Raw genomic sequence first — 24,095 nt, forward strand, 5'->3', positions numbered from 1 at the left:
ATGAGTGCACAGCAGCGGATCTTTTTATCACCGCCACATATGGGAGAGGATGAGCGGGACTTGGTGGCAGACGCCTTTGCCTCCAATTGGATCGCTCCGTTGGGGGAACACGTCGATGCTTTTGAGCGAGAGATCGCCCAATATGTGGGCGTAAAAGCTGCACTGGCGGTTTCCTCTGGTACGGCTGCTATCCATCTCGGACTTAGGTTAGCGGGTGTCGCTCCAGGTGATACCGTGTTCTGCTCCACCCTCACCTTTGTTGCCAGTGCCAATCCCATTCTGTACCTGGGAGCAACTCCGGTATTTATTGATTCCGAGGAAGGTACATGGAATATGTCGCCGCAGGCATTAGAGCGAGCCTTGCGGGAAGCAGCGGAAGCGGACAAGTTGCCCAAGGCGGTCGTCATCGTCAATTTATATGGGCAGAGTGCAGATATGGGGCCGTTGATTGCGCTTTGTGAGCAGTATGGAGTGCGCGTGGTGGAAGATGCAGCAGAATCGTTAGGGGCTGTATACAAGGGGAGAATGAGCGGTGTCTTTGGTCATGTTGGGACATTTTCATTTAATGGCAATAAAATCATGACGACCTCAGGTGGCGGAATGCTCGTCTCCGATGACGTTGAGGCGCTCGAAAAAGCGCGCTTTTGGGCGACGCAGGCGAAGGAGCCAGCTAGGCATTACCAGCATGAAGAGATGGGCTATAACTATCGGTTGAGCAACATACTGGCGGCAATAGGTCGGGGGCAGCTGCGCGTCTTGGAGGAGAGGATCCATACAAGGCGAGCGATTTACAAGCGTTATGAACAAGCTCTCGGACAATTGCCTGGTATTTCGTTCATGCCAGAGCCGGCAACAGGGCGATCCACACGATGGCTGACGGTGATGACACTGAATTCAGCGGACACAGCACTCTCTGCTGCACAATTGATCGATGCATTGGGCAAAGAAAATATCGAAGCCCGTCCCGTGTGGAAGCCGATGCATCTTCAACCGTTGTTCGCACAGTGCCAATACTATCCGCACCAGCCAGATGAGTGTGTGTCAGATCGGTTATTTGCGCATGGTGTTTGCTTGCCGTCCGGTTCCAGCTTGACCGTTGAACAACAAGAGCGAGTCATCGATGTTATCACGAACTGCCTCCTGAACCAGGAACGGGGGGTGCGCCATGTATAGTTATGAGCAGCTAGAAAAATGGCGTAGTCTCTGCTCGTCTTCTTTTTACGTGTTGGACACAGTGAAGCTCGCCGAGAACTATCGTCGTTTCCAACGGGCTTTTTCTCGACGCTACGAGCATGTCGCCGTCGCGTATTCGTATAAGACCAATTACTTGCCGTTTTTATGCCAAAAGTTGCACCAGTTAGGGGCGTATGCAGAGGTCGTTTCTCGACTGGAGTACGAATTGGCACAAAAGCTTGGAGTCGATCCTGCTTCTATCATTTTTAACGGCCCGCTCAAAACGGAAGCGGACATTCACCTTGCCCTGCAGCAGGGGAGCCTGATCAATCTGGATTCCTTTTCGGAAATACCGTGGGTTGTGGCCTATGCCAAGCAGTTTCCAGAGCAGACGGTTCGGATTGGGCTACGGATTAATGTGGATTTGGCTAGGGGTGGAGTGAGTCCTCTGCAAAATGGGTACGAGGTCAGCCGATTTGGTTTTTGCGTCGAAAACGGCAATTTGGAAAAAGCCCTGAGCCAGTTGGCTGTCGCCACGAATGTACACGTAGTCGGGCTGCATGGGCACTTTTCCACCAATCGCAGTGTCGGTGTGTATCGCCAAATTACGCGCCATCTATGCCGCTTGGGGAAAGAGCATTTGGGAGAGCGGCTTGCTTTTATCGATATTGGAGGCGGATTCTATGGCGAGCTCCCGACCTCGTTTGGGATGACAGCTGCTCCAACCTTTGAGGAGTACGCTGAAGCGATTACTTCAGTCGTGAAGGAGGAGCTGGCAGAGCTGGATCATGCTCCGTTGCTGATTCTGGAACCGGGTATTTCACTCGTGGCAGATGCCCTTGATTTCGTTTGCCAAGTCATCGATGTAAAAGAAAACAGAGGAGAGCGGTTTGTTCTCGTGGATGGGAGCATTCACAATGTCAAGCCGACGATGCACACGCACCTTTTGCCAGCACGACTTGTGTGCAACCGCAAGCCAGTCCCCGAAGCGAGCTATCATGTCGTCGGGTATACGTGCATGGAAAAAGATTACCTGCTCCAAGGCTACATGGGGCCTTTGCCTGATATCGGGGATTATTTTGTCTTCGGACACGTAGGGGCGTATACGCTCGTCTTTAATCCACCGTTTATTCGGGAGAGGCCACCGGTTCTCGCCATCGACGGAAATGAAGCAGTCATTGTCAGGGGCAAAGAGACGCTCCACCAATTCATTCCCGAATCGGTTTATCGTTTTCACGTTGACAAGCAGGGGGTAGTGAACTGAATGAACGTACTTGTGACCAGTGTAGGCAGACGAGTCAAGCTGCTCCGCTATTTTGTACGCGAATGGGGTGACACTGGAAAAATCATAGCAGTCGACTGCGATCCGACGGCCCCGGCTCTATACGCTGCCCATCATCACGAGCAGGTGCCGCGTATCGATGATCCTGGCTATCTCGATGCCCTGCTGCAAATCTGCCAACGATACGAGATCAAGGCAATCCTTTCCCTAATAGACCCTGAGCTGACCCTGTTGGCTACGCATGCAGAGCGTTTCTACATGCAGGGGATCGAAGTGATCGTGTCCAGCCGGGATGTAATCGAGATGTGCTTGGATAAGATGGAAACGTATGACTTTTTGTCCGCGCACCAGATTCCCGCGATTCCTACCTATACCAAAATGGATGAGGTACAAGTCGCGATTTTGGCAGGACAGATTACATATCCATTGATCGTCAAGCCGCGGTATGGAAGTGCCAGTTTGGGTATCACACGTGTGGAGAAAGATCAAGATTGGACCGTACTCATGGAAAACACGGAGGAGGTCGTCATTCAACCTTTCTTACAGGCAGAGGAGTACGGAGTGGATGGCTATGTGGATCTGATCTCGGGGGAGCTGGTGACACTTTTCATCCGAAAAAAGCTGCGTATGAGGGCAGGGGAGACGGATCGCTCCCTCGCGGTAAAAGATCCGCGCTTGCTATCATTAGCGAAGGAACTCATTCGCGTCCTAGAGCCGCGTGGGCCAATTGACATCGATTGTTTTTTGGTGGGAGATCAGTACGTTGTGTCGGAGATCAATCCTCGTTTTGGCGGCGGATATCCGCATGCTCACGAAAGTGGAGTGAACATCGTGCGTGCGCTTCTCCACAACGTAAAAGGTCTGGTGAATGTACCAAAAGTGGGGGAGTACAAGGAAGGAAGCATCATGATGAAATATGATGAGGTCATGCTGCTGGAGTGAACGCAACCATTGGCATTCATGAACTGGGCATGGGCAGGAAGCAAAACGGAGTTCCTGCCCTCTCCCTGCATTCCGGCACCAACATATTGTTTGTACCAGTACATTTCTCTACTGTGCTACAATCATGGTTGAGCGTCCATTATAGTCGCTCACTTGATTGAAGGTCAGGAGTGTTACTTGTTATGGTTATGATCCAGTTCGTTCGTAATCGGTAATGTGAGGTGCAGATCAACGTAATCCCGCATTTTTTGAAAATGTTTGGGGTTTATTTGATTGTGCCTTTTTCATTCACCGAAATACGAATGAATGGGGTGCTTTTTGTGATTTCTACTGCTATCTCTATCTCCTTGCATGCGGAGATTTTTCGTTGTCCAATCTGCCAGGCGGCTATGCATAACGTACCTGCGACCAGCTTGGTATGCAACAATCATCACTGCTTTGATTTATCGAAGCACGGCTACGTTCACTTGGCTGCGCGAACCTACAAAACAAAGTATGACAAGCAAATGTTCGCAGCGAGAAGGGCGATAGGGGAGCAAGGTTTTTTTGATCCATTGTATGACGTGTTGAGCGAGGTCATCCTGCATACGACAGAGCCCGAGGAAAACCAGATGTACGTACTGGATGCAGGATGTGGAGAAGGCAATCATCTGACGCAGGTTCGGCAGAGAGTGATGCAAACCAGCCAAATCCCCTTTATCGGAGTGGGTGTCGATCTCGCCAAAGAGGGAGTTATGCTTGCGGCGAAGAGCGATCCAGAAGTAGTTTGGTGCGTCGGCGATTTGACGAAGGCGCCGTTTGCCGACAGACAGTTCCATTACATTTTAAACCTGTTATCTCCATCCAATACGGATGAGTTTCATAGACTACTGGCTGATGATGGACGCATGATCAAAGTCATTCCAGCGGCCAATTATTTGCGAGAGCTACGAGAAGTCTTGTATCAAGAGACACCGAAAACACAATATACGAATCATCGTACGATCGACCACTTCCAAGCCAGCTTCCAGCTAATCGGCAAGGAAAGAGTTCAGTATCAGTTCCGATTGGATAAAAGAAGTCTTTCTTCCCTGCTCCAAATGACCCCGTTAGCATGGGGGGCGGCCCAAGAGCAGTTGGAGAGGGTGTCTGACTTGGCAGGAGTGGACGTGACAATAGACTTGGTTGTGTTAATTGGCAGGAAATAAAAAAGCGACTGTCCTGAGCGGGAAAAATCCGTTCTGGACGGTCGTTTTCTTATGTTTACATTGTCTTTGTTTGACAGCGTTCCTTATTTTTCCGAAAATAAGTGTGAATAGTCAGAAGAGTTTTGGAGGGGGAGTATGGGGACAGATCAAGATGAGACTTCCTTTTTGCGTATCAAGCCTTTTCTTGCGGATATTAAAAAGCATTGCATGTACCTTGCGAAAAACGAGTGGGATGCGCAGGATCTCCTGCAAGAAACATTGACGAAGGTGTATCGTTCCTTGCAGAAGGATCCAGACAGAGAACTGACCAAGGTTTTTTTGAGGAAAATTGCCACGAATGCTTGGATCGATCAATGCCGGAAATGGAATGGGCAAGAACAGGTTACTGAATTTGATGAAGCCGTACATTTGCAAAAATCAGTTGTGCCTGATGGGTTTGTACTGAGGGAGGCATTTGAACAATTAGCAAATCGCTTAAATCCAAGACAGATGGTGCTGATTCTCCTGATGGACATTTTTTCATTTACGGCGCCAGAAACAGCCACATTGTTGTATACGACAATAGGGGCTGTGAAAGAAGGTGTGAAGAGAGCTCGTCATCGCTTGTTCGTGTTGGCTGAGCAGTCCAGGCAGGATGAAAGCCACTCCAGCAAAATGAAATTCGACAAAGTTGGTCGTCGTGATTCTTCCGGGTTTATATCAAAAGAAGGGTTCGAGCAATTTTTGGCTGCCTTTCGTGAGGGGGATGCCTATGCGATTTGTGAAACGTACCTGCGCCTCGCCGAACAGGGCGTGAGCGTGGAAAAGGTTTCGGTGACAGGCGATCGCCTTTTCTTTGCTGTTCGTGACCCGGATGGACATTTGTTGCATTTTTTTCAGAAATGGTAGAGATACCCGTTTCTTTTTGTTCTTTTCTTTCGTTCAAGAGGGTGGACGTACATATTTGAAATAAAGGAGCGAACACAAATGAGTATCCATGTGCGTAATTTTGCGGTTGTACAGCTGCCTGTAAAAAACTTGGAGGTATCCGTAAAGTGGTATCGCGATGTGCTCGGCATTCCGTTTACTTTCGAATTTTCACCTGGAGACAATGAGGCTTGGTTGAACGTAGGCGGAGTAGGTCTAGGGCTCATTCGTTGTCCGGAGGTTCCGCGATTGGACTTTACCGATATGGAAGGACGAGCCCAGCCGATCATCTCCTTGCAGGTAGATCAGATCCATGAGGTTTATGAGGAGCTGAAAAGCAAAGGAATCGAAGTAAGTGAAATGACGTATAAGCGAGGCGGAGGCTACAGCTTTAGATTTCGTGATCCAGATGGGCATTTAAACCACCTATGGGGTGGATGGCCTTCTGCTGAGGATGAAGAGAGAAACGCATAGAGTTTTCCTATTCAAAAGATGCCATCTGCGAGGGTTTTGCAGGTGGTTGTTCTTATATACGGGGCCGCAGTGGAGAGAAGAATATTTCCAGTCTACGCTCCAGGTTACGTCCTGCTAGGATGTGGAGACTGTCCGCTCCGCAGCGATTCGCGGGGAAACGCAAAAGTGGTAGCCGCTACGCCGCATGGGCACGTTGCGTTTCTTTTACCCGCGAATCACCGCGAATCACCGCGAAGCTGGATCGTTTTCTCCTGTTTCCTCCCACCACAGCAGCTGGAATAACGCATCTCAAATTAAGACGAAAGTATCAAAATGATACACTCAAATCTCATTCTGATACGATTACTACCGAAATCATAAGCCATCAAAGCCTCACACCGTTGGCACGATCCTTGCTCTATCAAAAAGGAAGAAACCACCCGAGGAGGAACCCAGCTGATGGATAAACGTAAACGACCACCAATCTACGTCGTGAAAAATAAAAGAAAAAATAGCAAGAGTTCTCGCATTCCTACCTATTTGACCGCAAAAGAAACCCGTTTTGCCAAAGCTTTTCACCAATCTCTCACAAACTACGAGCCAACACCCCTTGTTACGTTGCCTGCATTAGCACGTGAGCTGGGAGTAGCACAGGTGCTTGTAAAAGATGAGTCCAAGCGATTCGGCCTCAATGCCTTCAAGGTTCTGGGAGCCTCTTACGCCATGGCTCGTTTCTTGTGCGAGAAGTTGGGGAAATCGACAGAAGAGATGACCTTTGAAACACTGTGCTCTCAAGAGATGAGAGAGCGAATCGGAGAAGTCACCTTCGTTACCGCAACAGATGGCAATCACGGACGGGCAGTTGCATGGGCTGCTAAGGCGCTTAGACAACATGCCGTTGTTTATTTGCCCAAAGGCTCCGCCCAGCAAAGGGTAGATGCGATACGGGAAGCTGGCGCACAAGCCCACGTCATCCAGGGAAACTACGATGAAGCCGTGCGTCTCTCTGAACAAATGGCCAAGGAACGTGGTTGGCAGGTGATTCAAGATACGGCATGGGAAGGCTACACGACCATTCCTACCTGGATCATGCAAGGCTATACGACGATGGCAGCAGAGGCTATGGAACAACTATCAGCCCTCATCGACTCCAAACAGCCGACGCATCTGTTCTTGCAGGCAGGTGTTGGTTCCATGGCCGCCGCAGTCTTGGGACATTTCGTTGCAGCGTCAGCAAACAAAAACGTAACGACCGTGATCGTCGAGCCGCATAGCGCCAATTGCATGGTCCTCTCAGCAGAAGAGAACGACGGACAACCACATACAGCTACGGGAGAGCTTGGAACCATCATGGCAGGTCTGGCATGTGGCGAGCCGAATCCGCTGGCATGGGAGATCTTGCAGGAGCATGCAGACTTTTTCGTTAGCTGTGCCGATTACGTGGCGGCAAACGGCATGCGCATACTTGCGACACCGACTGAAGACGACCCTTCCATTGTGAGCGGGGAAAGTGGAGCTGTCGGGGTAGGGCTTCTCGCTTCCTTGATGAGCAACCGGATGTTCCATCAACAGCGTGAGCAGATCGGCATGAATGAAAATTCCATTGTCCTGTGTTTTAGTACGGAGGGTGATACGGATCGGGATATCTACAGACGCATCATCTGGGAAGGCGCATGTCGAGAAGAGGAGGAGATGACAAAATGAACGTGACGATCAATCGAGACGAATTAATTACGCTGGTGCAGGATTTGATTCGCATTGATTCGGTGAACCCGTACCTTGATGAGGATGGACCGGGCGAGAAAGCGATCGCCGCTTTTATTCGAGATCGTTTGGAGGCGGTTGGACTGGAGGTTCATGTCACGCCTATTAACGACACAGCGGTCAATGTCGTCGGGATACTCCGGGGAACAGGCGGCGGCAAATCGTTGATGCTAAACGGACATATGGATACGGTAAGCGCCAAGCGCATGGAGATTCCGCCGTTTGAGCCTACCCTTGTGGACAACAAAATTTACGGCAGAGGCAGTCAGGACATGAAAGGCAGTCTGGGGGCGATGATAGCCGCAGGAGAGGCGATCGCACAAGCAAAGGTTCCTTTGGCAGGAGATGTCATTTTGACTTTTGTCGCTGACGAGGAGTATAAAAGCATCGGCACAGAGGAGTTAGTAAAGGCGTACAAAGCAGATGCGGCGATATGCTGTGAGCCTTCCGATCTGGCGATTGGCGTCGTTCACAGAGGATTTGCCTGGGTCAAATGCGAGGTGCTGGGCAAGGCAGCTCACGGAAGTCGTCCAGCAGAAGGGATTGATGCAATCGTTCGGGCGGGCAGGGTCCTGCAAGAGCTGGAGCGTCTCTCAGAAAAATTAGCTCAAGGTACGGTACATCCGATTCTCGGTGCAGCATCTGTCCATGCTTCGCTCATTCAGGGTGGAACAGAGCTGTCCACTTATCCAGACTATTGCTGCATCGACTGGGAGAGAAGGACATTGCCGGGCGAGACAGAGGCTGATGTGGCAAATGAAATAGAAGCATTCCTACAGAAGCTGCGCGATGAAGATGAGACGTTCCAAGCAAGCGCCGAGCTGTCATTTTTGCGGGAGCCGTTTGAAATCGGGCTGGATGAACCTGTTTTTATAGCCCTTCAGGCAGCGTGTAAGAGCGTGATGGGAAAAATACCGGAAGTATGCGGGTTCTCGGGTTGGACGGATGCCGCATTATTGCAGGAAGCGGGCATCCCTACTGTCTTGTTTGGACCAGTGGGAGCCGGTCTGCATGCGGCAGTCGAATATGTAGAGGTGGATAGCTTGGTAGACATGAGTGCCATCTTGGTGGAGACGATTTGCGATTTTTGCAGGTAAAAAACTGCATAGGGGCTGGCTTCTCCTGTGATGCGCTATAATGTAGGCAAGAGATTGACGGGGAGTGGAAGCCAGATGCCCTTGCAAGAAATTCAAGAAAGTGTCCAACAGATTGCTTCGGCAGTTGCATCCGTTCTGCGCGTAGAGGTAGAGATTGCGGACAGTCAGTTTTTGCGGATCGCAGGGACGGGGAAGACTGAGGCAGGCGTTTTGCGGACGATGGCAGGAGAGGACCATATATACCGGGAGTCATTGCTCGCTGGGCATCCTGTTGTGATCATGCATCCGGGGCAAGATGAGCGGTGTCGTCCCTGTATGCATTATGGAAATTGCGCGGAGACGGGAGAGATTTGTTGCCCGATTCAATTAGACAATGAAAATATTGGTGTGATCGGCCTACTCGCTTTCGATGAGGAGCAGCGCGAGCGGTTGTTTGCGGATGTGGATGCGATTTTGACGTATTTGCAAAAAATGGCCGAGCTGATCGCCATTAAGCTAAAAGAGCACTACTTGTACGTCGAGCAGTTACATACGGTAGAAAAGCTACGTGTTGTCATGGATGAAATGGACAAAGCCATGTTTCTCGTTGATCAAGACAATCGGATTATTCAGGCGAACCAGCGAGCCCGTCAATATTTGCGGCTCGATCACGATGACAGTCAAACGGTAGAATGGATGATTGCGATTCGCCGGGCAGATGCCGCGCAGTCTGCGCCAAAGCAGGTCGTTTTGTCAATCGGGCAGGAAGACAAGACATTTTTGTTTGCTATCAAGCCCATTCTACTGGCAGGAACGATCAGAGAATGGGTGATTACGCTAGATGATGTACAGGAAGTCGTGCAAATCGCAAGGCAAGTGAGTGGATACTCCGAGCCGGACCCTTTTCGAATGATCGGTGGAAACAGTCCTGCGATTGTACAGGCAAAGGAAGTGGCAAGACGTGTGGCAGCCAGTGATTCGACTGTTCTGCTCCAAGGTGAAAGTGGAACCGGAAAGGAGCTCTTTGCCAGAGCCATTCATCAGGCAAGTCCGCGACGAGACGAGACGTTCCTCTCGATTAATTGCGCAGCAATCCCCGAGCATTTGATGGAAAGCGAGTTGTTCGGTTACGAGGAAGGTTCATTTACAGGAGCGCGAAAAGGTGGAAAGCCGGGCTTGTTTGAGGTCGCAGGAAAAGGCACGCTGTTTCTCGATGAAATCGGGGATATGCCCATACATTTGCAGAGCAAGCTGCTGCGCGTGTTGCAAGAAAAGGAACTGTACCGAATCGGAGGTAACGGCAAGCCCATACCCTTAGCGGCAAGGATCGTAGCAGCGACCCATCTGGATTTGCAGGAGCGGGTAGACGAGGGGTTGTTTCGGTTGGACCTGTACTATCGATTGCATGTGATTCCCATCCACTTGCCCTCGCTGCGAGAACGTAGAGAGGATATACTGCCTTTGGCGAATGATATCCTTTCGGCGCATGCGAATCGGGTAGGGAAGAAGTTGCACGGCTTTTCCCAAGAGACGCAAAACGTCCTGTTTCATCACGACTGGAGAGGAAATGTTCGCGAGCTGGAGAATGTCATCGAGTACGCCGTCAATATGGAAGCAACCACTTGGGTCCAGCCTTCGAGCTTGCCCATTCGAACGGGAATGCTGCGTGAATCTCCCCCGCATGTCGTTAAAGAAAGCCAGGGGTCATTCGACTGGCAAAAGCAAGGACTTACGCTGAAAGAACTGGAACGAGCAGCAATCGATACCGCGATGCAGCAAATCCGGGATAGAAACGGACGAAAAGAAGAAGCTGCTGCACTGTTAGGGATAAGTCGGGCAACGCTGTTTCGCAAACTGCGCGAGTACGGTCTCACCTGATCTTTGCTTCTGGCCGATTTTTTGGGATTGCACAGATAATGTGGTATGATAGTTTCGATATAGGAAGAGAGAATGGTAAAAGGAAGGAGTGCCGAAAGAAAATGAGAGAAGTATTGGGATGGATTCGATCGATAACCTTTGCTGTCGTTTTTGCTCTTGTCCTCGGAATCTTTGTATTTCAACCGTTCAAGGTTGATGGGCATTCCATGGACCCTACCTTACAAGATGAACAGCGCATATATGTGTCTAAACTATCACACACGTTTTCTTATTTGCCAGATTACGGCGAGATTGTCGTCATCGATAGTCGGGTAGAGCGAGACCGTACATTGATGGACGATATCGTGGGGCATCCCTTGGTGTCATTGGTCACAAGTCAAGGCGATGATCACACAATGTATGTCAAGCGGGTCATCGGAAGACCAGGCGACGTACTAGAGTTCAAAGACAACAAGGTATATCGAAACGGTGAGGCATTAAACGAACCATACATCAAAGAAACGATGGATTATGTAGCGAACGGGAAAATTACCGTTCCAGCCAACCATGTTTATGTCATGGGAGATAACCGGAATCACAGCACGGATTCCCGCGAAATTGGCTTTATTCCGCTGGATCATGTGATGGGAACTATGATCGAAAATCCTCTCAAGAAGTAAGAACGTGAAGGAGAAAAGGTTGTCCATTTATGGGCAACCTTTGTTTCATAGAGGAAGATGTCCCACTCTTCTGACAGCTCTAAAAAAGGAGGACAGCTTATGCCCAGCATTTTGATAGCAGATCGGGACCAGAACGAACGAATCGGGATCAGTTGGCTCGTCAACAGCTATGCCATTCCGTATGACAAGGTGCATAGTGCCGGGACTATGGAAGACGTTTTTAAAATGATGGAAGCGCATACACCGGAAGTGCTCTGTATTGAACTGGACATGATCGTTCGCGGGCAGTGGGACAGGCTGAAGCTGCTGGTGGAACAGTATCGTCCGACCGTTGTGGTGACCACATCAGAGGCGACGTTCGAGCGGGCGATGCAGGGCATTGGACTTTTTGCACGCGATCTATGGTTGAAGCCACAGACACCGGAATACATCAGGAGAATCCTGACGAGGTGCTGTCAGGAGCGCTTGGATGGGAAGCGAATGAACGAAGAGAAGGGAACGGGATCGGGCAATAGCAGGGATGTCTCGTATCTTGACCTGTTTTTCCCCGGGCATGCACAGGCCAAGTCTTATTCGCTTATGTTGGCTCAACTGGAAGATCCAAAGCGGCATCCGGAACTGCTGCGCTTTTTTGAGGAATATCCGTTTCGCGACAAACCCGATCTTTTGCCGCTAGGGGAAACCATTGTGGGGGTTTTTCCTATGGATGCTGCGGTCTCGCCTTCTTGGCTCAACCAAATTGGCAAGCGTTTGCTGATGGACTGGGAAGCAAACAATGATGCGCCGCTCTTTTTGGTCATGTATGACGCAAGTAACCATGAGCGGAGCTTGAACGAGACGTATGCGGAAGCGAGCCAAGCCCTGCAAGTCCGCTTTTTCAAAGGATATCGGCAAGTGACGGTCGTGGATAATCGTGTGAATTGGACCATGATTGACCCATTTTTGACGCCAGCCGAACAGCGCACCTGGGTGGAAATGCTGGATGAAGGCAATCGGGAAGAGTTGAAGCAGTGGCTGTATACACACTTCTTTTACAAGGAAGAGCCGTATCCGGAGCCGGGATTGTTGCGTATTCGACTGACGAGTATTTTGGCGCAAGTCAGGCGCTACATGATATCGCATGGTCTTGACTCCGGGCCATTGGAAGAGGAGTATCACCGGGTTTTCGAAACGATTCTTTACTCGCCGATCTTGTATCGGATCGTAGTGGAATTGCTGCTGTTCATCAATCAGCTTCTAGATGCCGCCCATCATCCCATCGACGAGTCCCGTGCAGATGTCGTGGAACAGGCGATTCGTTATATAGAAGGACGTTACACCGATCCTGCACTTCGTCTGGAGGAGGTCGCACGCTATATAGACCGGAGCCCCTCCTATTTCAGTACGCTGCTCGCGCAAAAGCAAGGAAGCTCTTTTCGCCAGATACTCACATCGTTGCGGGTAAAGGAAGCACGCCGATTGCTTCTCGAAACCTCCTTGTCTGTCCAAGAGGTAGCAGAGAGATGTGGATTCATTAACGCCAATTATTTCAGTAAAATTTTTAAGGAAAAAATAGGGATATCTCCACGTTTGTTACGAAATCAGAAAAAAAGATAGAAATCGAAAGAAAAGACAGATTTTTTTGTCAAACCGTGAATGCGGTTACAAATGAATCGAAAATAGAGGCACCAAATCGAAAGCGCGGTGCCTTTTTTGTATTTCTACGCTTCTTTACAATAGAGCTAAGAAATACATCTTTTTAGAAAAGCAGGTGGAAATGATGACGACAACACAATCCGTTGAGCAATTGATCCAAGCCTTTTCAGGTACCAAATTACACACAAAGGGATGGGTACAGGAAGCGGCGTTGCGCATGCTGTTGAACAACCTCAATCCTGATGTAGCAGAACACACAGAGGATCTGGTCGTTTACGGCGGAATTGGTAAGGCGGCACGGAACTTGGAATGCTTCGATACCATTGTCAAAACATTGCAAACGTTAGAAAGCGATGAAACACTCCTCATCCAGTCTGGGAAGCCAGTTGCCGTATTCAAATCGCATACAGATGCACCGCGTGTGCTGTTGGCTAACTCGAATCTGGTGCCTGCCTGGGCAAATTGGGAGCATTTCCACGAGCTGGACAAAAAGGGTTTGATGATGTACGGACAAATGACAGCGGGAAGCTGGATTTACATTGGCAGCCAGGGCATCGTGCAAGGGACGTACGAGACGTTTGCAGAACTGGCCCGCCAGCACTTTGAAGGAACGCTGACCGGAACGATTACCGTGACAGCAGGTTTGGGTGGCATGGGTGGTGCGCAACCGTTGGCCGTATCGCTCAATGGTGGCGTCAGTATCAATATCGAGGTGGACCCGACCCGTATCCAACGCAGACTGGATACGAAATACCTGGATGTGATGACAGAGAGTCTGGACGAAGCGATCCGTTTGGCGGAGGAAGCGAAACGCGACAAAAAAGGCATTTCCATCGGTCTGTTGGGCAATGCACCCGAAGTGCTGAATGCTATGCTTTCTCGCAACTTTATCCCGGATGTACTGACGGACCAGACATCCTCGCATGATCCACTCAACGGCTACATTCCCATTGGCATGTCAATGGAGGAAGCAGCCGAACTGCGTGCACGCGATCCGAAAGAATACGAGTCTCGTTCAAAAGCAAGCATCGCCGAACACGTTCGCGTCATGCTCGCGATGCAGGAAAAAGGAGCCGTCACTTTCGACTATGGCAATAACATCAGGCAGGTTGCTAAAAACGAAGGTGTGGAGGATGCATTCCGCTTCCCTGGCTTTGTGCCAGCCTACATCCGTCCTCAGTTTTGCGAGGGCAAAGGGCCGTTCCGTTGGGTAGCGCTATCAGGTGATCCTGAGGATATTTACAAGACTGATGAAGTCATCCTTCGCGAATTTTCCTACAACACACATCTGTGCAACTGGATTCGCATGGCGCAGGAGCGCATTCAGTTCCAGGGACTACCTTCCCGCATTTGCTGGTTAGGTTATGGCGAGCGAGCGCGTTTTGGCCAAATCATCAATGAGATGGTGGCGCGCGGTGAGCTTTCGGCTCCAATCGTCATCGGGCGTGATCATCTGGACTCCGGTTCTGTCGCTTCGCCAAACCGTGAGACGGAAGCGATGAAGGATGGCAGCGATGCGGTTTCAGACTGGCCGATTCTCAATGCCATGATCAATGCGGTAGGCGGAGCGAGCTGGGTATCTGTACACCACGGTGGCGGCGTTGGCATGGGGTACTCTCTCCACGCAGGAATGGTCATCGTGGCAGATGGTACGCCAGAAGCAGCACGTCGTCTGGAGCGTGTCCTCACGACAGATCCAGGTATGGGCGTCGTCCGACATGCAGATGCAGGGTACGACATCGCGATTCAAACAGCCAAGGAAAAAGGCGTCAACATTCCGATGATGAAGGAGTAAGAGCTATGACAAAACCTGTATGGATTCGCCACGCCCGTCAGCTTGCCACGCTGGCTGGCGGCTCCTCTTCCCCGGTAGTAGGAGCGCAAATGAACGAGTTGTCGATCGTTGAGGACGGAAGCATCTGGCTGGAAGACGGCGTTATCCAGCGTGTGGGAACAGATGAAGAGCTGGAGCTTCACTATCGAGAGCGTGCACAGGAAGCGCAAATCATCGATGCTACGGGCAAGCTGGTCACGCCAGGGCTGATCGATCCGCATACACATCTGGTGCACGCGGGCAGTCGGCAAAACGAGTTCAACATGCGGCTAAACGGTGCAACGTATATGGAGATTATGAACAATGGCGGCGGAATCCACTCGACTACCGCAGCGACGCGAGCAGCTACCCACGAAGAGCTGTTTGCCCAGAGCAAGCAGCGTCTTGACCAGTTCTTATTGCACGGGGTCACAACCGTCGAGGCGAAAAGCGGCTACGGTCTGACATTGGAAGATGAGCTGAAGCAGCTGGAGGTCGCCAAGCAGTTGCACGAAGCACATCCCATCGATATCGTCAGTACCTTCATGGGTGCACATGCGGTGCCGCGTGAATACAAGGAAAATCCGGATGCGTTTGTAGACGTGGTCATCGAGGAAATGATCCCGGAGGTCGCTCGTCGAAAGCTGGCTGTCTTTAACGATGTGTTTTGCGAAAGAGGCGTGTTTACCCCTGAGCAGTCCCGACGTATTCTCGAAGCAGGGGTCCGTTATGGGTTGCTGCCGAAGATTCATGCGGACGAAATCGAACCGTATGAAGGGGCAGAACTGGCAGCTTCGGTGGGAGCAGTATCTGCGGATCATTTGCTGCGTGCCTCTGACAAGGGGATCGAACAGATGGCAGAAGCGGGAGTCATCGCTGTGTTACTGCCCGGTACGGCGTTTTTCCTAATGGCAGAGTCTGCAAATGGCAGGAAAATGATTGATTGTGGCGTGGCTGTCGCGATTTCTACGGATTGCAATCCGGGTTCGTCTCCAACGGTTTCGCTCCCACTCATTATGAATCTGGGGTGTCTGAAAATGGGGATGACGCCAGCAGAGGTATTGACGGCAACTACAATCAATGCCGCTCACGCAACCCGCTGCGCACATGAAGTCGGCAGCCTTGAGGTTGGGAAAAAAGCAGATGTCACGATTTTTGACGTTCCTGACTTCATGACCTTGCAATATCGTTATGGAATCAACCATGTGAACACCGTGATCAAAAACGGTACGATTGTCGTTGCTGGGGGCAGACTGGCGTAATACAGAGAGCAAAAGAAAAACGGATAGAAGTGGAGGAGACCGGCTTGTGTCTTTGAAATGGAGGGACATCTATGGGCAATATTTCTAACAAGAATCTTTCGCCGCATCCGAATCAGCGAGCCGTATCCACCACACAAGTATGGAGGTTTTTTGTTTTTAGTCTCATTGGTATTTTCGTCTTTTTTATCCCTGTTACGGTTAATAACACCAGCTCGATTATGCTGGATCATATCGTAACATGGGTTCGGCAAATCATGCCGGGGGCGATACCGGTATACGCTCTGCTTGTGATTGTACTTGGGGCCATTTATCCGTTTGTGACGGGAAGTTGGAAAAAGAGCAAAGTGAACCTCGTCTTTTCTGCGCTAAAAGTACTGGGTGTGCCTATCGCACTGTTGATCTATTTTCAGGCGGGCCCTGCATGGCTGCTGGACAAGAATATGGGGCCATTTCTCTTCGAAAAGCTGGTGGTTCCAGTAGGCATGGTGGTCCCGATCGGTTCCGTGTTCTTGGCGTTGCTGGTCGGCTACGGCTTGTTGGAATTTATCGGCGTACTGGTGCAGCCGATTATGCGCCCGATTTGGAAAACACCAGGCCGCTCTGCGGTAGATGCGGTGGCGTCTTTTGCGGGAAGCTATTCGATCGGTCTTTTGATCACGAACCGTGTATTTAAAGAAGGCAAATATACGATCAGGGAAGCATCTATTATCGCAACAGGCTTTTCCACCGTATCCGCAACATTTATGATCGTCATCGCGAAAACATTGGATTTGATGAATTATTGGAACCTCTACTTTTGGATCTCGCTCGTGGTGACATTTCTCGTAACCGCAGTGACGGTGCGTATTTGGCCGCTGTCTAAAATGAGCGATGCGTATTACCAAGATAACGGCGAGCCTGAGAAAGTGATCAAGGAAAAGCGGTTGCGTCAGGCGTGGACGGAAGCAATGGAAGCGGCGGGAAAAGCGCTGCCGCTAACACGGAACATTTGGGAGAACTTACGGGATGGCTTCATCATGACCATGAGTATTCTTCCGTCTATTATGTCGGTTGGTTTGCTCGGGTTGGTGCTGGCTGAATTTACCCCATTGTTTGACTGGTTGGGCTACTTGTTTTATCCAATTACGTGGCTCTTGCAAATTCCGGAGCCCATGCTGGCAGCAAAAGCGTCAGCGATAGAGATTGCCGAGATGTTTTTGCCTGCGCTGCTTGTGGTAAAAGCTCCGCTGGTCACCAAGTTTGTGATTGCAGTTGTTTCGGTTTCTTCTATCCTGTTCTTTTCAGCGACGATTCCCTGCATTTTGTCCACCGAGATTCCGATTAGTATTCCAAAGCTTCTGGTGATTTGGGTGGAGCGTACGATCCTAACCCTGCTGATTGTAACCCCTCTGGCTTTCCTGCTTCTGCCATAAGCATGAGAATGGACAAATATGGTATGATGGTGGCAGGTTCGAACAAGCAGAGGAAAGAGGAGTTAGATGTCAATATCTAGAATATTCCGTGATGTTGTAACGTCAGAGCAGCAACTGCGCGAAATGGTCGGAGAGCCAAGTCGTCTCGTACAGAACAAGGCGATATCCCAGCTGGATGATCATAGCCGCAATTTTATTGCCCAAGCGCCATTTCTGATTATTGCCACAGCAGACAAAGATGGCCATTGCGATGCTTCGCCACGTGGAGATGCGCCTGGTTTTGTGCATGTTATCGACGATCATCACCTGGTCATCCCCGAGCGGCCGGGAAACAAGCGGATGGACTCCATCACGAACATTTTGGTCAACCCGCAAATTGGGCTTATCTTTTTGATTCCTACGCTGGAAGAGACGTTCCGCGTGAACGGGAAGGCTTGCATTATTCGCGATGAAGAAATACTGGCGAGGATGGCTGTCAACGGGAAGGTGCCTACGCTCGGGATCGGCGTAAAGGTAGAGGAGTGCTTCGTCCACTGTGCAAAGGCATTTATGCGCTCTGGGGTATGGAAGTCGGAGTCGTGGCCGGCAGAAGGGACAACTCCTAATGTCACGCAAATGCTGGCGGACCATGTGAAGCTTCCGGGTGTGACGGCAAAAGAAGTGGCGGAGGGTTTGCAAGACAGCTATACGAAGCGGTTGTACTAATGTTGAAAAAGAAACGGTAGCCACGTTCAGAATTCGCGGTTGCCGTTTCATCATTTTATTCCGGGATCAGGTGGTGGGCGATCAAACCGCTGGTAACTGGGACAGAGGGCGAGGCGCATCAAGATTCGCAAGAGTAGCAAGGTTTGCTTCATTTTGTATTTATGCTACACTTTCTTAATGTAAGTACATATCAGTGTAAGACGGGAGGAGATCTAATGGCAACACCTATCACAGATCATTCCGTTCTGAATAACGGGGTGAAGATGCCCTGGCTGGGTCTGGGTGTCTGGAAGGCAAAAGACGGAAACGAAACGTTAGCCGTCCGTTCTGCAATTGAGGTGGGTTATCGCAGTATAGACACGGCAGCCATCTACGGCAACGAAGCCGGCGTAGGCGAAGGAATCCGTCAAGCCGGGATTGATCGCGATCAATTGTTCATCACGACCAAGGTGTGGAATGCGGATCAAGGCTACGAGTCAACGCTGAAGGCTTTTGATGAAAGTATGAAAAAATTGGGTATCGATACGCTGGATTTGTACCTGATTCACTGGCCCGTAAAAGGCAAGTATGTAGATACATGGAGGGCCTTGGAAAAGCTGTACCGCGATGGATATGTACGAGCGATTGGTGTCAGTAATTTTCATAGCCACCACCTTGAGGACTTGCGCCAGCATAGCGAGATCATTCCTGTTGTCAACCAAGTCGAGTATCATCCATTGCTGACCCAAAAAGAATTGCATGCGTATTGTAAAGAGCAGCATATTCAACTAGAAGCATGGAGCCCATTGATGCAAGGAAACCTCGATCACCCTCTTTTGGTAGAACTGGGACAAAAATATGGCAAGTCTCCTGCACAAATTGTGCTTCGCTGGGATTTGGAAAACCAAGTGGTCACGATTCCGAAGTCGATCACACCAGAGCGGATTCGTCAGAACGCAGATGTTTTTGACTTCTCTCTCCATGCAGAGGATGTAGAAAAAATTAATGCCTTGAATGACAACAAGCGATTTGGGCCAGACCCGGATAATTTTGATTTTTAAACGGACAACGATAGCGCATAAAAGGGGAGCCGCAACAGGTCGGGCTACCCTTTTTTTATTCCTGTCTTTGCGCCGACCTCGGATTCGCTCTTTACTATGCTTTATTTTTTCGTATACTGAAAAGTAGCATATTCGTTTCATCAGATGAAACGATCGGAACAAAGTAGGAAGCAGGTGTCAAACACTTATGGAAGAAGAACAAAAAGCAAACGTTCGGGCAGTCGATCGGGCTTTGGATATCCTGCTCTGTTTTACGGACGCTACGGATCTGGGCCTGAGCGAAATAGCGAGTCGACTCTCCTTGCATAAAAGTACCGTGCATCGTTTGCTGGCAACGCTAGAGAACAAAGGGTTTCTGATACGAGATGTTCAGACGGAGAAGTATCGACTCGGGTTTCGGGTTTGGGAGTTATCCGCCAATTTATCGCAAAACGATGATCCAGCGATATTGCTGTTGCCGGAGATGGAGCGCTTGCGGGATTTGGTGGAGGAAACGATCAGTCTGTACGTGCGGGATGGAAACGAGCGGATACGCGTACAGGCAGTCCAAAGCAAGCAACCGATTCGCAGGGTGGCGCCAATCGGAGCGCGTATGCCACTTGCGGTGGGGGCATCCAGTAAAGTACTTGTGGCATACGCAGAGCCTTACATTTTGCAGGAAGTCATAAGTGACCCGAATTGGCCTGACTTTGTGAACAAGGAGTCTTTTATTGAGCAATTGGATCAAATCAGGAAGCAAGGCTTCGCGACTAGCGTGGAGGAACGGGAGCTGGGAACAGCAGCCGTAGCCGTCCCGATATTCAACCGCAACGGACAATTGGTAGCGTCTATTGCGGCGTCGGGTCCTTCCAACCGCCTGACTCCTGAAAAAATGAGCCAATATGCGCCTTACATCATGGAGGCAGCCTATCGGATGGGAAAAATGATGAAATAAATAACGAAGAAGCCAGTCAAAACACGACGAGAATGTGTTTTGATTGGCTTTTTTTTGACCGATCGATACGTACTCATTAACGGACGGTTAACACTACGTTGCCTTTCTTGTGCCCCAGCTCCACATAGGAGTGGGCCTCTGCTGCTTGTTCTAGCGGATAAATGCGATCGATAATGGAGCGCAACTTGCCAGCCTCGATCAGCTCCTTTACATACCTCAAGTCTTCCGCATTTTCCTTCGCGGTTCCGCCCATCACCTTCTTACCGCTCGTCATGTTCGTCCAAATCCCGCGAATGATTGGAAGAGGGCTAAAATGGACTGCTCGCAGGTAAAAGCCGTTCGGTGACAGTCGCTCGACGCATGCCTGAAACGGACTCTTTCCGACCGTATCGAAAATGATATCGTAGACGGTATTGTCGTCTTCGAAGTTCTCTTTTGTATAATCGATGATTCGGTCGGCTCCCAATGATTTTACCAACTCCACATTTGATGTGCTGCATACTCCGGTCACTTCTGCACCGAAATGCTTGGCGAGCTGCACCGCATACGTCCCGACGCTGCCAGAAGCACCGTATACGAGCACGCGCCTGCCGGGCTGGATATTGCCCTTCCGGAGAAATTGCAAAGCTGTATAGGCACCGACCGGAACCGCTGCTGCTTCCTCAAACGTCATGTTCGCAGGCTTCGGTGCAATACAACCGTTCTCAGGCAGGCATTTGTATTCGGCATACGCGCCGAAGCCGTTTCCGCAGGCAGCATAGACGGCATCCCCCGGCTTAAACTGAGAAACACCACTGCCCGTTGATTCGACCACCCCGGCTAATTCGAAGCCGAGAATCTTGATTTTCTTCGGTTTCCACAGACCATTGAATAAGCGTGCTAGGAAAGGATCTGCCTTGCGTAAGCGCCAATCCCCCGCTGCGGCGGTTGCAGCATAGACTTTGATTAATAGCTCGTCGTCCTTTGGTACTGGCTTGGCGACATCCCGAAGCTGCAAGACATTTGGCGGCCCGTATTGCTCGTATACGATCGCTTTCATCTCTTTCCCTCCAATCAACCTCAGCTGTTTTCCTATTTTATACGGTGTAAGTAGATGATAGTTCCCAAACATAAGAATCTCACGGAATATTTTGGAATTCTAAGTGAGTTTATCCCATACGATGTTGCATGGGGAAATCCAGGTAGCACTGCAAACGAATTTTGATTGGATGAAAGAAAGATCAGGTAAAGGGGGCAAGCCGTGCACAATGGATCATAGCGGGAAGAAGGGAAGCAAGAAGGTCGAACCTCCAAGAATTGAGCTGTATATGTATTCTTTGAATCAGGAATTCCCCGTTGGCAAAGGGCATGCAAGCTTCCTAAAGCGACATTCCGAGGTCAAGGCTGACGTGACGGGGGACTTAATGGGCATTGAAACGGTGGAATCCGAGGTTTTCCGGCTGCCTGTCATGGATTGGAGTGTGCAATGGATTTCAAACCAGTGGATCACGAATTACACGAAACTGGCTGGGATGGGACTAAGAGAAGATGTTGACCCGATGTACACAGCTATCGTTCGCAAGGAGGATTTTGGAGCAATCCTGTTTGAACCCAGATCCGACCGTGTGTTTAAGCTGAACAAATCTGGCTTGGCACTCTATTATGAGCTTCGAATTGCCTATCAAAGAGGAAATCGAGACTTCGAGAACTTCACGTCTGAATTGTTCTCAGAACACGATGTGGCTTGTTTTGTAGCGTTTCTAAAGGGGGCAGGCCTGTGGATCCCGCAATAAACACTCGTGCCCCGTTGAGGGCTCCCTTCGCCGTATGTCTGTGGTTGACAGACTACTGCAATTTGGCGTGCAAATACTGCTACGCCATGCCATTTCAAGGCAAGAGGATTGATACGGGAAGGGTATTGGAACTAATTGATGAGTTAATCGAATTAGGTGTCTTCGATTTGACATTGGCCGGAGGGGAACCGCTGCTGCATCCTGATGTAATGGACATCATACATCATAGCGTAAAGAGCGGGCTCCGGGTCGGTGTACTGACGAACGGAACGATGGTCAATCAGAAATTTTGCGAAGAGCTGGAGGAGCTCGTCAGTGAAAAAAACTTTATTCTCCAGGTTTCGCTCGACTCCATTGATCCGACGATCAATGATGTTTCAAGAGGCCGAACCGAGGAAGTGGTTCGCAATATCCGGGCTTTAAAAGGGACAAAGATGCAAGTTCAACTCTCTTGTGTCGTCCACAAACTCAACGCGGCCACTGCCCATCTCCTAATTGAAGAGTTCTACCCTGATATCAAACGCTTTCACTTTTTGAATATTCAGCGTACCGTGCAGGCACTCAAACACCCTGAGCTGCTTCTCGATGAAGAGGATGCTTTTCAGTTTTGGATGAATCTGAATGAGTATTCGCGGCAGTTTCCGCCTGACCTGTTCCTTCCTTCTCTGCGCATACAGATGCGGTCCCGCGGTTCCGCCCATGTAGAGCCGGAATTTTCTCTGAGTGAGGAGGCAGGCTTTGAGTGCAGCTCATGTTCGGCTGGCTGGACACACCTAAATATCACGACTGACTTTGATGTGTTGGGATGTGACATTGCCAAAGATTATACAAGAATGGGAAACGTTCGTCATCGTTCCTTCTACGATGTGTGGCACTCTCCTGAGGCTCATGCCGTCCGCAACGCACCTTTCCCCGCCTGCTACAGGATCAAGGGGCCCACAGGAGAGAAATTGGAGGACTGGCTAAAAGTAGAGTATAAGCATGCCGTTGGTACCAGCGAACGCGAGCAGGGGTGACAAAAACAAGAAGTATGTGGAATACGTGATTGCGGCGGCTTTCCTTGTGGTCCGTCAGGATGTTCGATTGCTGTGGATATTTTTCTGATATAACGAACAATAGGAAAAATGTGTCGCAGGTGATTCCTTTGAAATCACTTTTCCTTTGGTTTTTTTAAAATAATGAAGAGAGCCGGGGCGGAGGAAATGATGTTGATCTTTGTGTTTTTCCTCCCGCTCATCTTATCTACATCAAATAAGTACTTGAAAAACAAACAGAACAAATAGGAGCATCAAAGCCGGAGTACCACGGGTTGGTGTTCCTTTTTTGTTTTAGCCAGCCGATGATGACCAGTTGAATGTGAGAGTAAATATTCGTACGGGGTAATAGGTTGGCATGCTTCCGAGCCGCTTCCGAAATGGTTTTGCCCCTCATATTGATGTTGATTACGGCGAGAGTGCTTCCTATTATGTGTTATGTGTAATGAAAGAGGGTTGCAAAAAACTTTACTAAAGTTAATTTATGTACTAATATAAACAAAAGTAGAAATATGGAAAAAGGAGTACAAGATGGCAGAAGCATTATCGTTACGTGAGAAAAAGAAAGCAAAAACCAAATTTGCCCTTTTGGACGCTGCCTTGGAGCTGATGGGCGACGGGAGCTTCCGAAATGTACTGGTTGAAGACATTTGCGAACGAGCAGAGGTGTCGAAGGTCACGTTCTTTAAATTTTTCCCGCAGAAGGAAGAGCTCTTGATTTATTACATGAGCATATGGCAAGCAGAGTGTTTCGTTGAGTTGCGGAGTACTGGCAAGAGAGGATGGGAAGCGGTTCGGCATATTTTTGCCAAGGTTACGCGTGATAGCGAGAAGCAACCAGGGATCATGCTTAGCCTTATCAGCTTTTTAGCCGAGCAAAAAATGCACCCGTGTGTACCGGTTTTATCCGATGCTGAATTGTATTTGCGCTTTTCCGAGCATGAGGAGAGAGAAGCTATTAGAGACACTGATCTGCATCAAATTTTGCAAAAGTGCGTGCAAGAGGCCGCCGAAGATGGTCAGCTTGCCCTTCATCTGTCGGAGGAGGAAGCTGTTATTTTGCTATTCTCGATGTTTTACGGAGCCTATCTGACTGCACATTTGTTTCATGTGTCTGATTATATGGTTTGTTACGAACTGCACCTCAATTCTTTGATAAGGTAGGGGA

At 49.7% G+C, this 24,095-nt stretch carries 21 protein-coding genes; 20 read left to right on the forward strand and 1 reads right to left on the reverse strand.

Going from position 1 to position 24,095, the window contains the following annotated elements:
• From ACFYU8_RS13435 to ACFYU8_RS13515, 17 genes are all read left to right on the forward strand, one after another.
• Entirely contained in the window at window positions 1-1,173 is a 1,173-nt protein-coding gene (locus ACFYU8_RS13435; RefSeq protein ID WP_390299495.1) for a DegT/DnrJ/EryC1/StrS family aminotransferase, read from the forward strand.
• Entirely contained in the window at window positions 1,166-2,437 is a 1,272-nt protein-coding gene (locus tag ACFYU8_RS13440) for a type III PLP-dependent enzyme domain-containing protein (protein ID WP_390299498.1), read from the forward strand. The genes ACFYU8_RS13435 and ACFYU8_RS13440 overlap by 8 nt, the downstream gene beginning before the upstream one ends.
• Entirely contained in the window at window positions 2,438-3,397 is a 960-nt protein-coding gene (locus tag ACFYU8_RS13445; protein WP_390299501.1) for an ATP-grasp domain-containing protein, read from the forward strand.
• 320 nt (window positions 3,398-3,717) lie between these two features.
• Window positions 3,718-4,584, forward strand: a complete 867-nt coding sequence (locus tag ACFYU8_RS13450) for a putative RNA methyltransferase (protein ID WP_390299504.1) — start codon at window positions 3,718-3,720, stop codon at window positions 4,582-4,584.
• Between the two features lie 135 nt (window positions 4,585-4,719).
• Window positions 4,720-5,472, forward strand: coding sequence for a sigma factor (locus tag ACFYU8_RS13455; RefSeq protein WP_390299507.1), 753 nt, complete (start codon window positions 4,720-4,722; stop codon window positions 5,470-5,472).
• Between the two features lie 78 nt (window positions 5,473-5,550).
• Window positions 5,551-5,964 (forward strand): VOC family protein, encoded by a 414-nt coding sequence (locus tag ACFYU8_RS13460; protein ID WP_390299510.1) that lies wholly within the window; start codon window positions 5,551-5,553, stop codon window positions 5,962-5,964.
• A 438-nt stretch (window positions 5,965-6,402) separates the two neighbouring features.
• Window positions 6,403-7,647: a diaminopropionate ammonia-lyase gene (gene dpaL / locus ACFYU8_RS13465; RefSeq protein WP_390299513.1), complete on the forward strand. Its 1,245-nt coding sequence runs from the start codon at window positions 6,403-6,405 to the stop codon at window positions 7,645-7,647.
• Window positions 7,644-8,804: an ArgE/DapE family deacylase gene (locus ACFYU8_RS13470; protein ID WP_390299516.1), complete on the forward strand. Its 1,161-nt coding sequence runs from the start codon at window positions 7,644-7,646 to the stop codon at window positions 8,802-8,804. Before dpaL ends, ACFYU8_RS13470 begins: the two co-directional genes overlap by 4 nt.
• 75 nt (window positions 8,805-8,879) lie before the next feature.
• Window positions 8,880-10,661 (forward strand): sigma-54-dependent Fis family transcriptional regulator, encoded by a 1,782-nt coding sequence (locus ACFYU8_RS13475; RefSeq protein ID WP_390299519.1) that lies wholly within the window; start codon window positions 8,880-8,882, stop codon window positions 10,659-10,661.
• Window positions 10,662-10,762: 101 nt separating this feature from the next.
• On the forward strand, window positions 10,763-11,320 hold the full coding sequence (gene lepB / locus ACFYU8_RS13480; protein WP_390299522.1) for a signal peptidase I: 558 nt from the start codon (window positions 10,763-10,765) through the stop codon (window positions 11,318-11,320).
• A gap of 99 nt (window positions 11,321-11,419) precedes the next feature.
• A complete protein-coding gene (locus ACFYU8_RS13485; RefSeq protein WP_390299525.1) occupies window positions 11,420-12,916 on the forward strand; it encodes a helix-turn-helix domain-containing protein in 1,497 nt (498 codons plus the stop codon).
• Between the two features lie 163 nt (window positions 12,917-13,079).
• A complete protein-coding gene (hutU, locus tag ACFYU8_RS13490) occupies window positions 13,080-14,750 on the forward strand; it encodes a urocanate hydratase (protein WP_390299843.1) in 1,671 nt (556 codons plus the stop codon).
• Window positions 14,751-14,755: 5 nt separating this feature from the next.
• Entirely contained in the window at window positions 14,756-16,030 is a 1,275-nt protein-coding gene (gene hutI / locus ACFYU8_RS13495; RefSeq protein WP_390299528.1) for an imidazolonepropionase, read from the forward strand.
• Window positions 16,031-16,101: 71 nt separating this feature from the next.
• The gene (locus tag ACFYU8_RS13500; protein ID WP_390299531.1) at window positions 16,102-17,442 is read left to right on the forward strand and encodes a YjiH family protein; all 1,341 of its coding nucleotides are present in this window, start codon (window positions 16,102-16,104) and stop codon (window positions 17,440-17,442) included.
• A 66-nt stretch (window positions 17,443-17,508) separates the two neighbouring features.
• Window positions 17,509-18,147, forward strand: a complete 639-nt coding sequence (locus ACFYU8_RS13505; RefSeq protein ID WP_390299534.1) for a pyridoxamine 5'-phosphate oxidase family protein — start codon at window positions 17,509-17,511, stop codon at window positions 18,145-18,147.
• Between the two features lie 215 nt (window positions 18,148-18,362).
• Complete coding sequence (locus ACFYU8_RS13510) at window positions 18,363-19,187, forward strand: aldo/keto reductase (protein ID WP_390299537.1); 825 nt, start codon at window positions 18,363-18,365, stop codon at window positions 19,185-19,187.
• A gap of 187 nt (window positions 19,188-19,374) precedes the next feature.
• The gene (locus ACFYU8_RS13515) at window positions 19,375-20,121 is read left to right on the forward strand and encodes an IclR family transcriptional regulator (protein WP_390299540.1); all 747 of its coding nucleotides are present in this window, start codon (window positions 19,375-19,377) and stop codon (window positions 20,119-20,121) included.
• 76 nt (window positions 20,122-20,197) lie between these two features.
• On the opposite strand, the gene ACFYU8_RS13520 is transcribed toward ACFYU8_RS13515, so the two are convergent.
• Window positions 20,198-21,160 (reverse strand): NAD(P)-dependent alcohol dehydrogenase, encoded by a 963-nt coding sequence (locus ACFYU8_RS13520; protein WP_390299543.1) that lies wholly within the window; start codon window positions 21,158-21,160, stop codon window positions 20,198-20,200.
• Between the two features lie 121 nt (window positions 21,161-21,281).
• Here ACFYU8_RS13520 and ACFYU8_RS13525 point away from each other — a divergent pair, with 121 nt between their 5' ends.
• From ACFYU8_RS13525 to ACFYU8_RS13535, 3 genes are all read left to right on the forward strand, one after another.
• A complete protein-coding gene (locus ACFYU8_RS13525) occupies window positions 21,282-21,893 on the forward strand; it encodes a hypothetical protein (protein WP_390299546.1) in 612 nt (203 codons plus the stop codon).
• Window positions 21,878-22,909, forward strand: coding sequence for a radical SAM protein (locus tag ACFYU8_RS13530; protein WP_390299549.1), 1,032 nt, complete (start codon window positions 21,878-21,880; stop codon window positions 22,907-22,909). Before ACFYU8_RS13525 ends, ACFYU8_RS13530 begins: the two co-directional genes overlap by 16 nt.
• A 549-nt stretch (window positions 22,910-23,458) precedes the next feature.
• Window positions 23,459-24,091 carry a TetR/AcrR family transcriptional regulator gene (locus ACFYU8_RS13535; protein ID WP_390299552.1) on the forward strand — a complete coding sequence of 211 codons (633 nt, stop codon included), beginning with the start codon at window positions 23,459-23,461 and terminating at the stop codon, window positions 24,089-24,091.
• Window positions 24,092-24,095 lie beyond the last annotated feature (4 nt).

This window comes from Brevibacillus sp. NPDC003359, from assembly GCF_042878995.1.
GTDB lineage: Bacteria > Bacillota > Bacilli > Brevibacillales > Brevibacillaceae > Brevibacillus.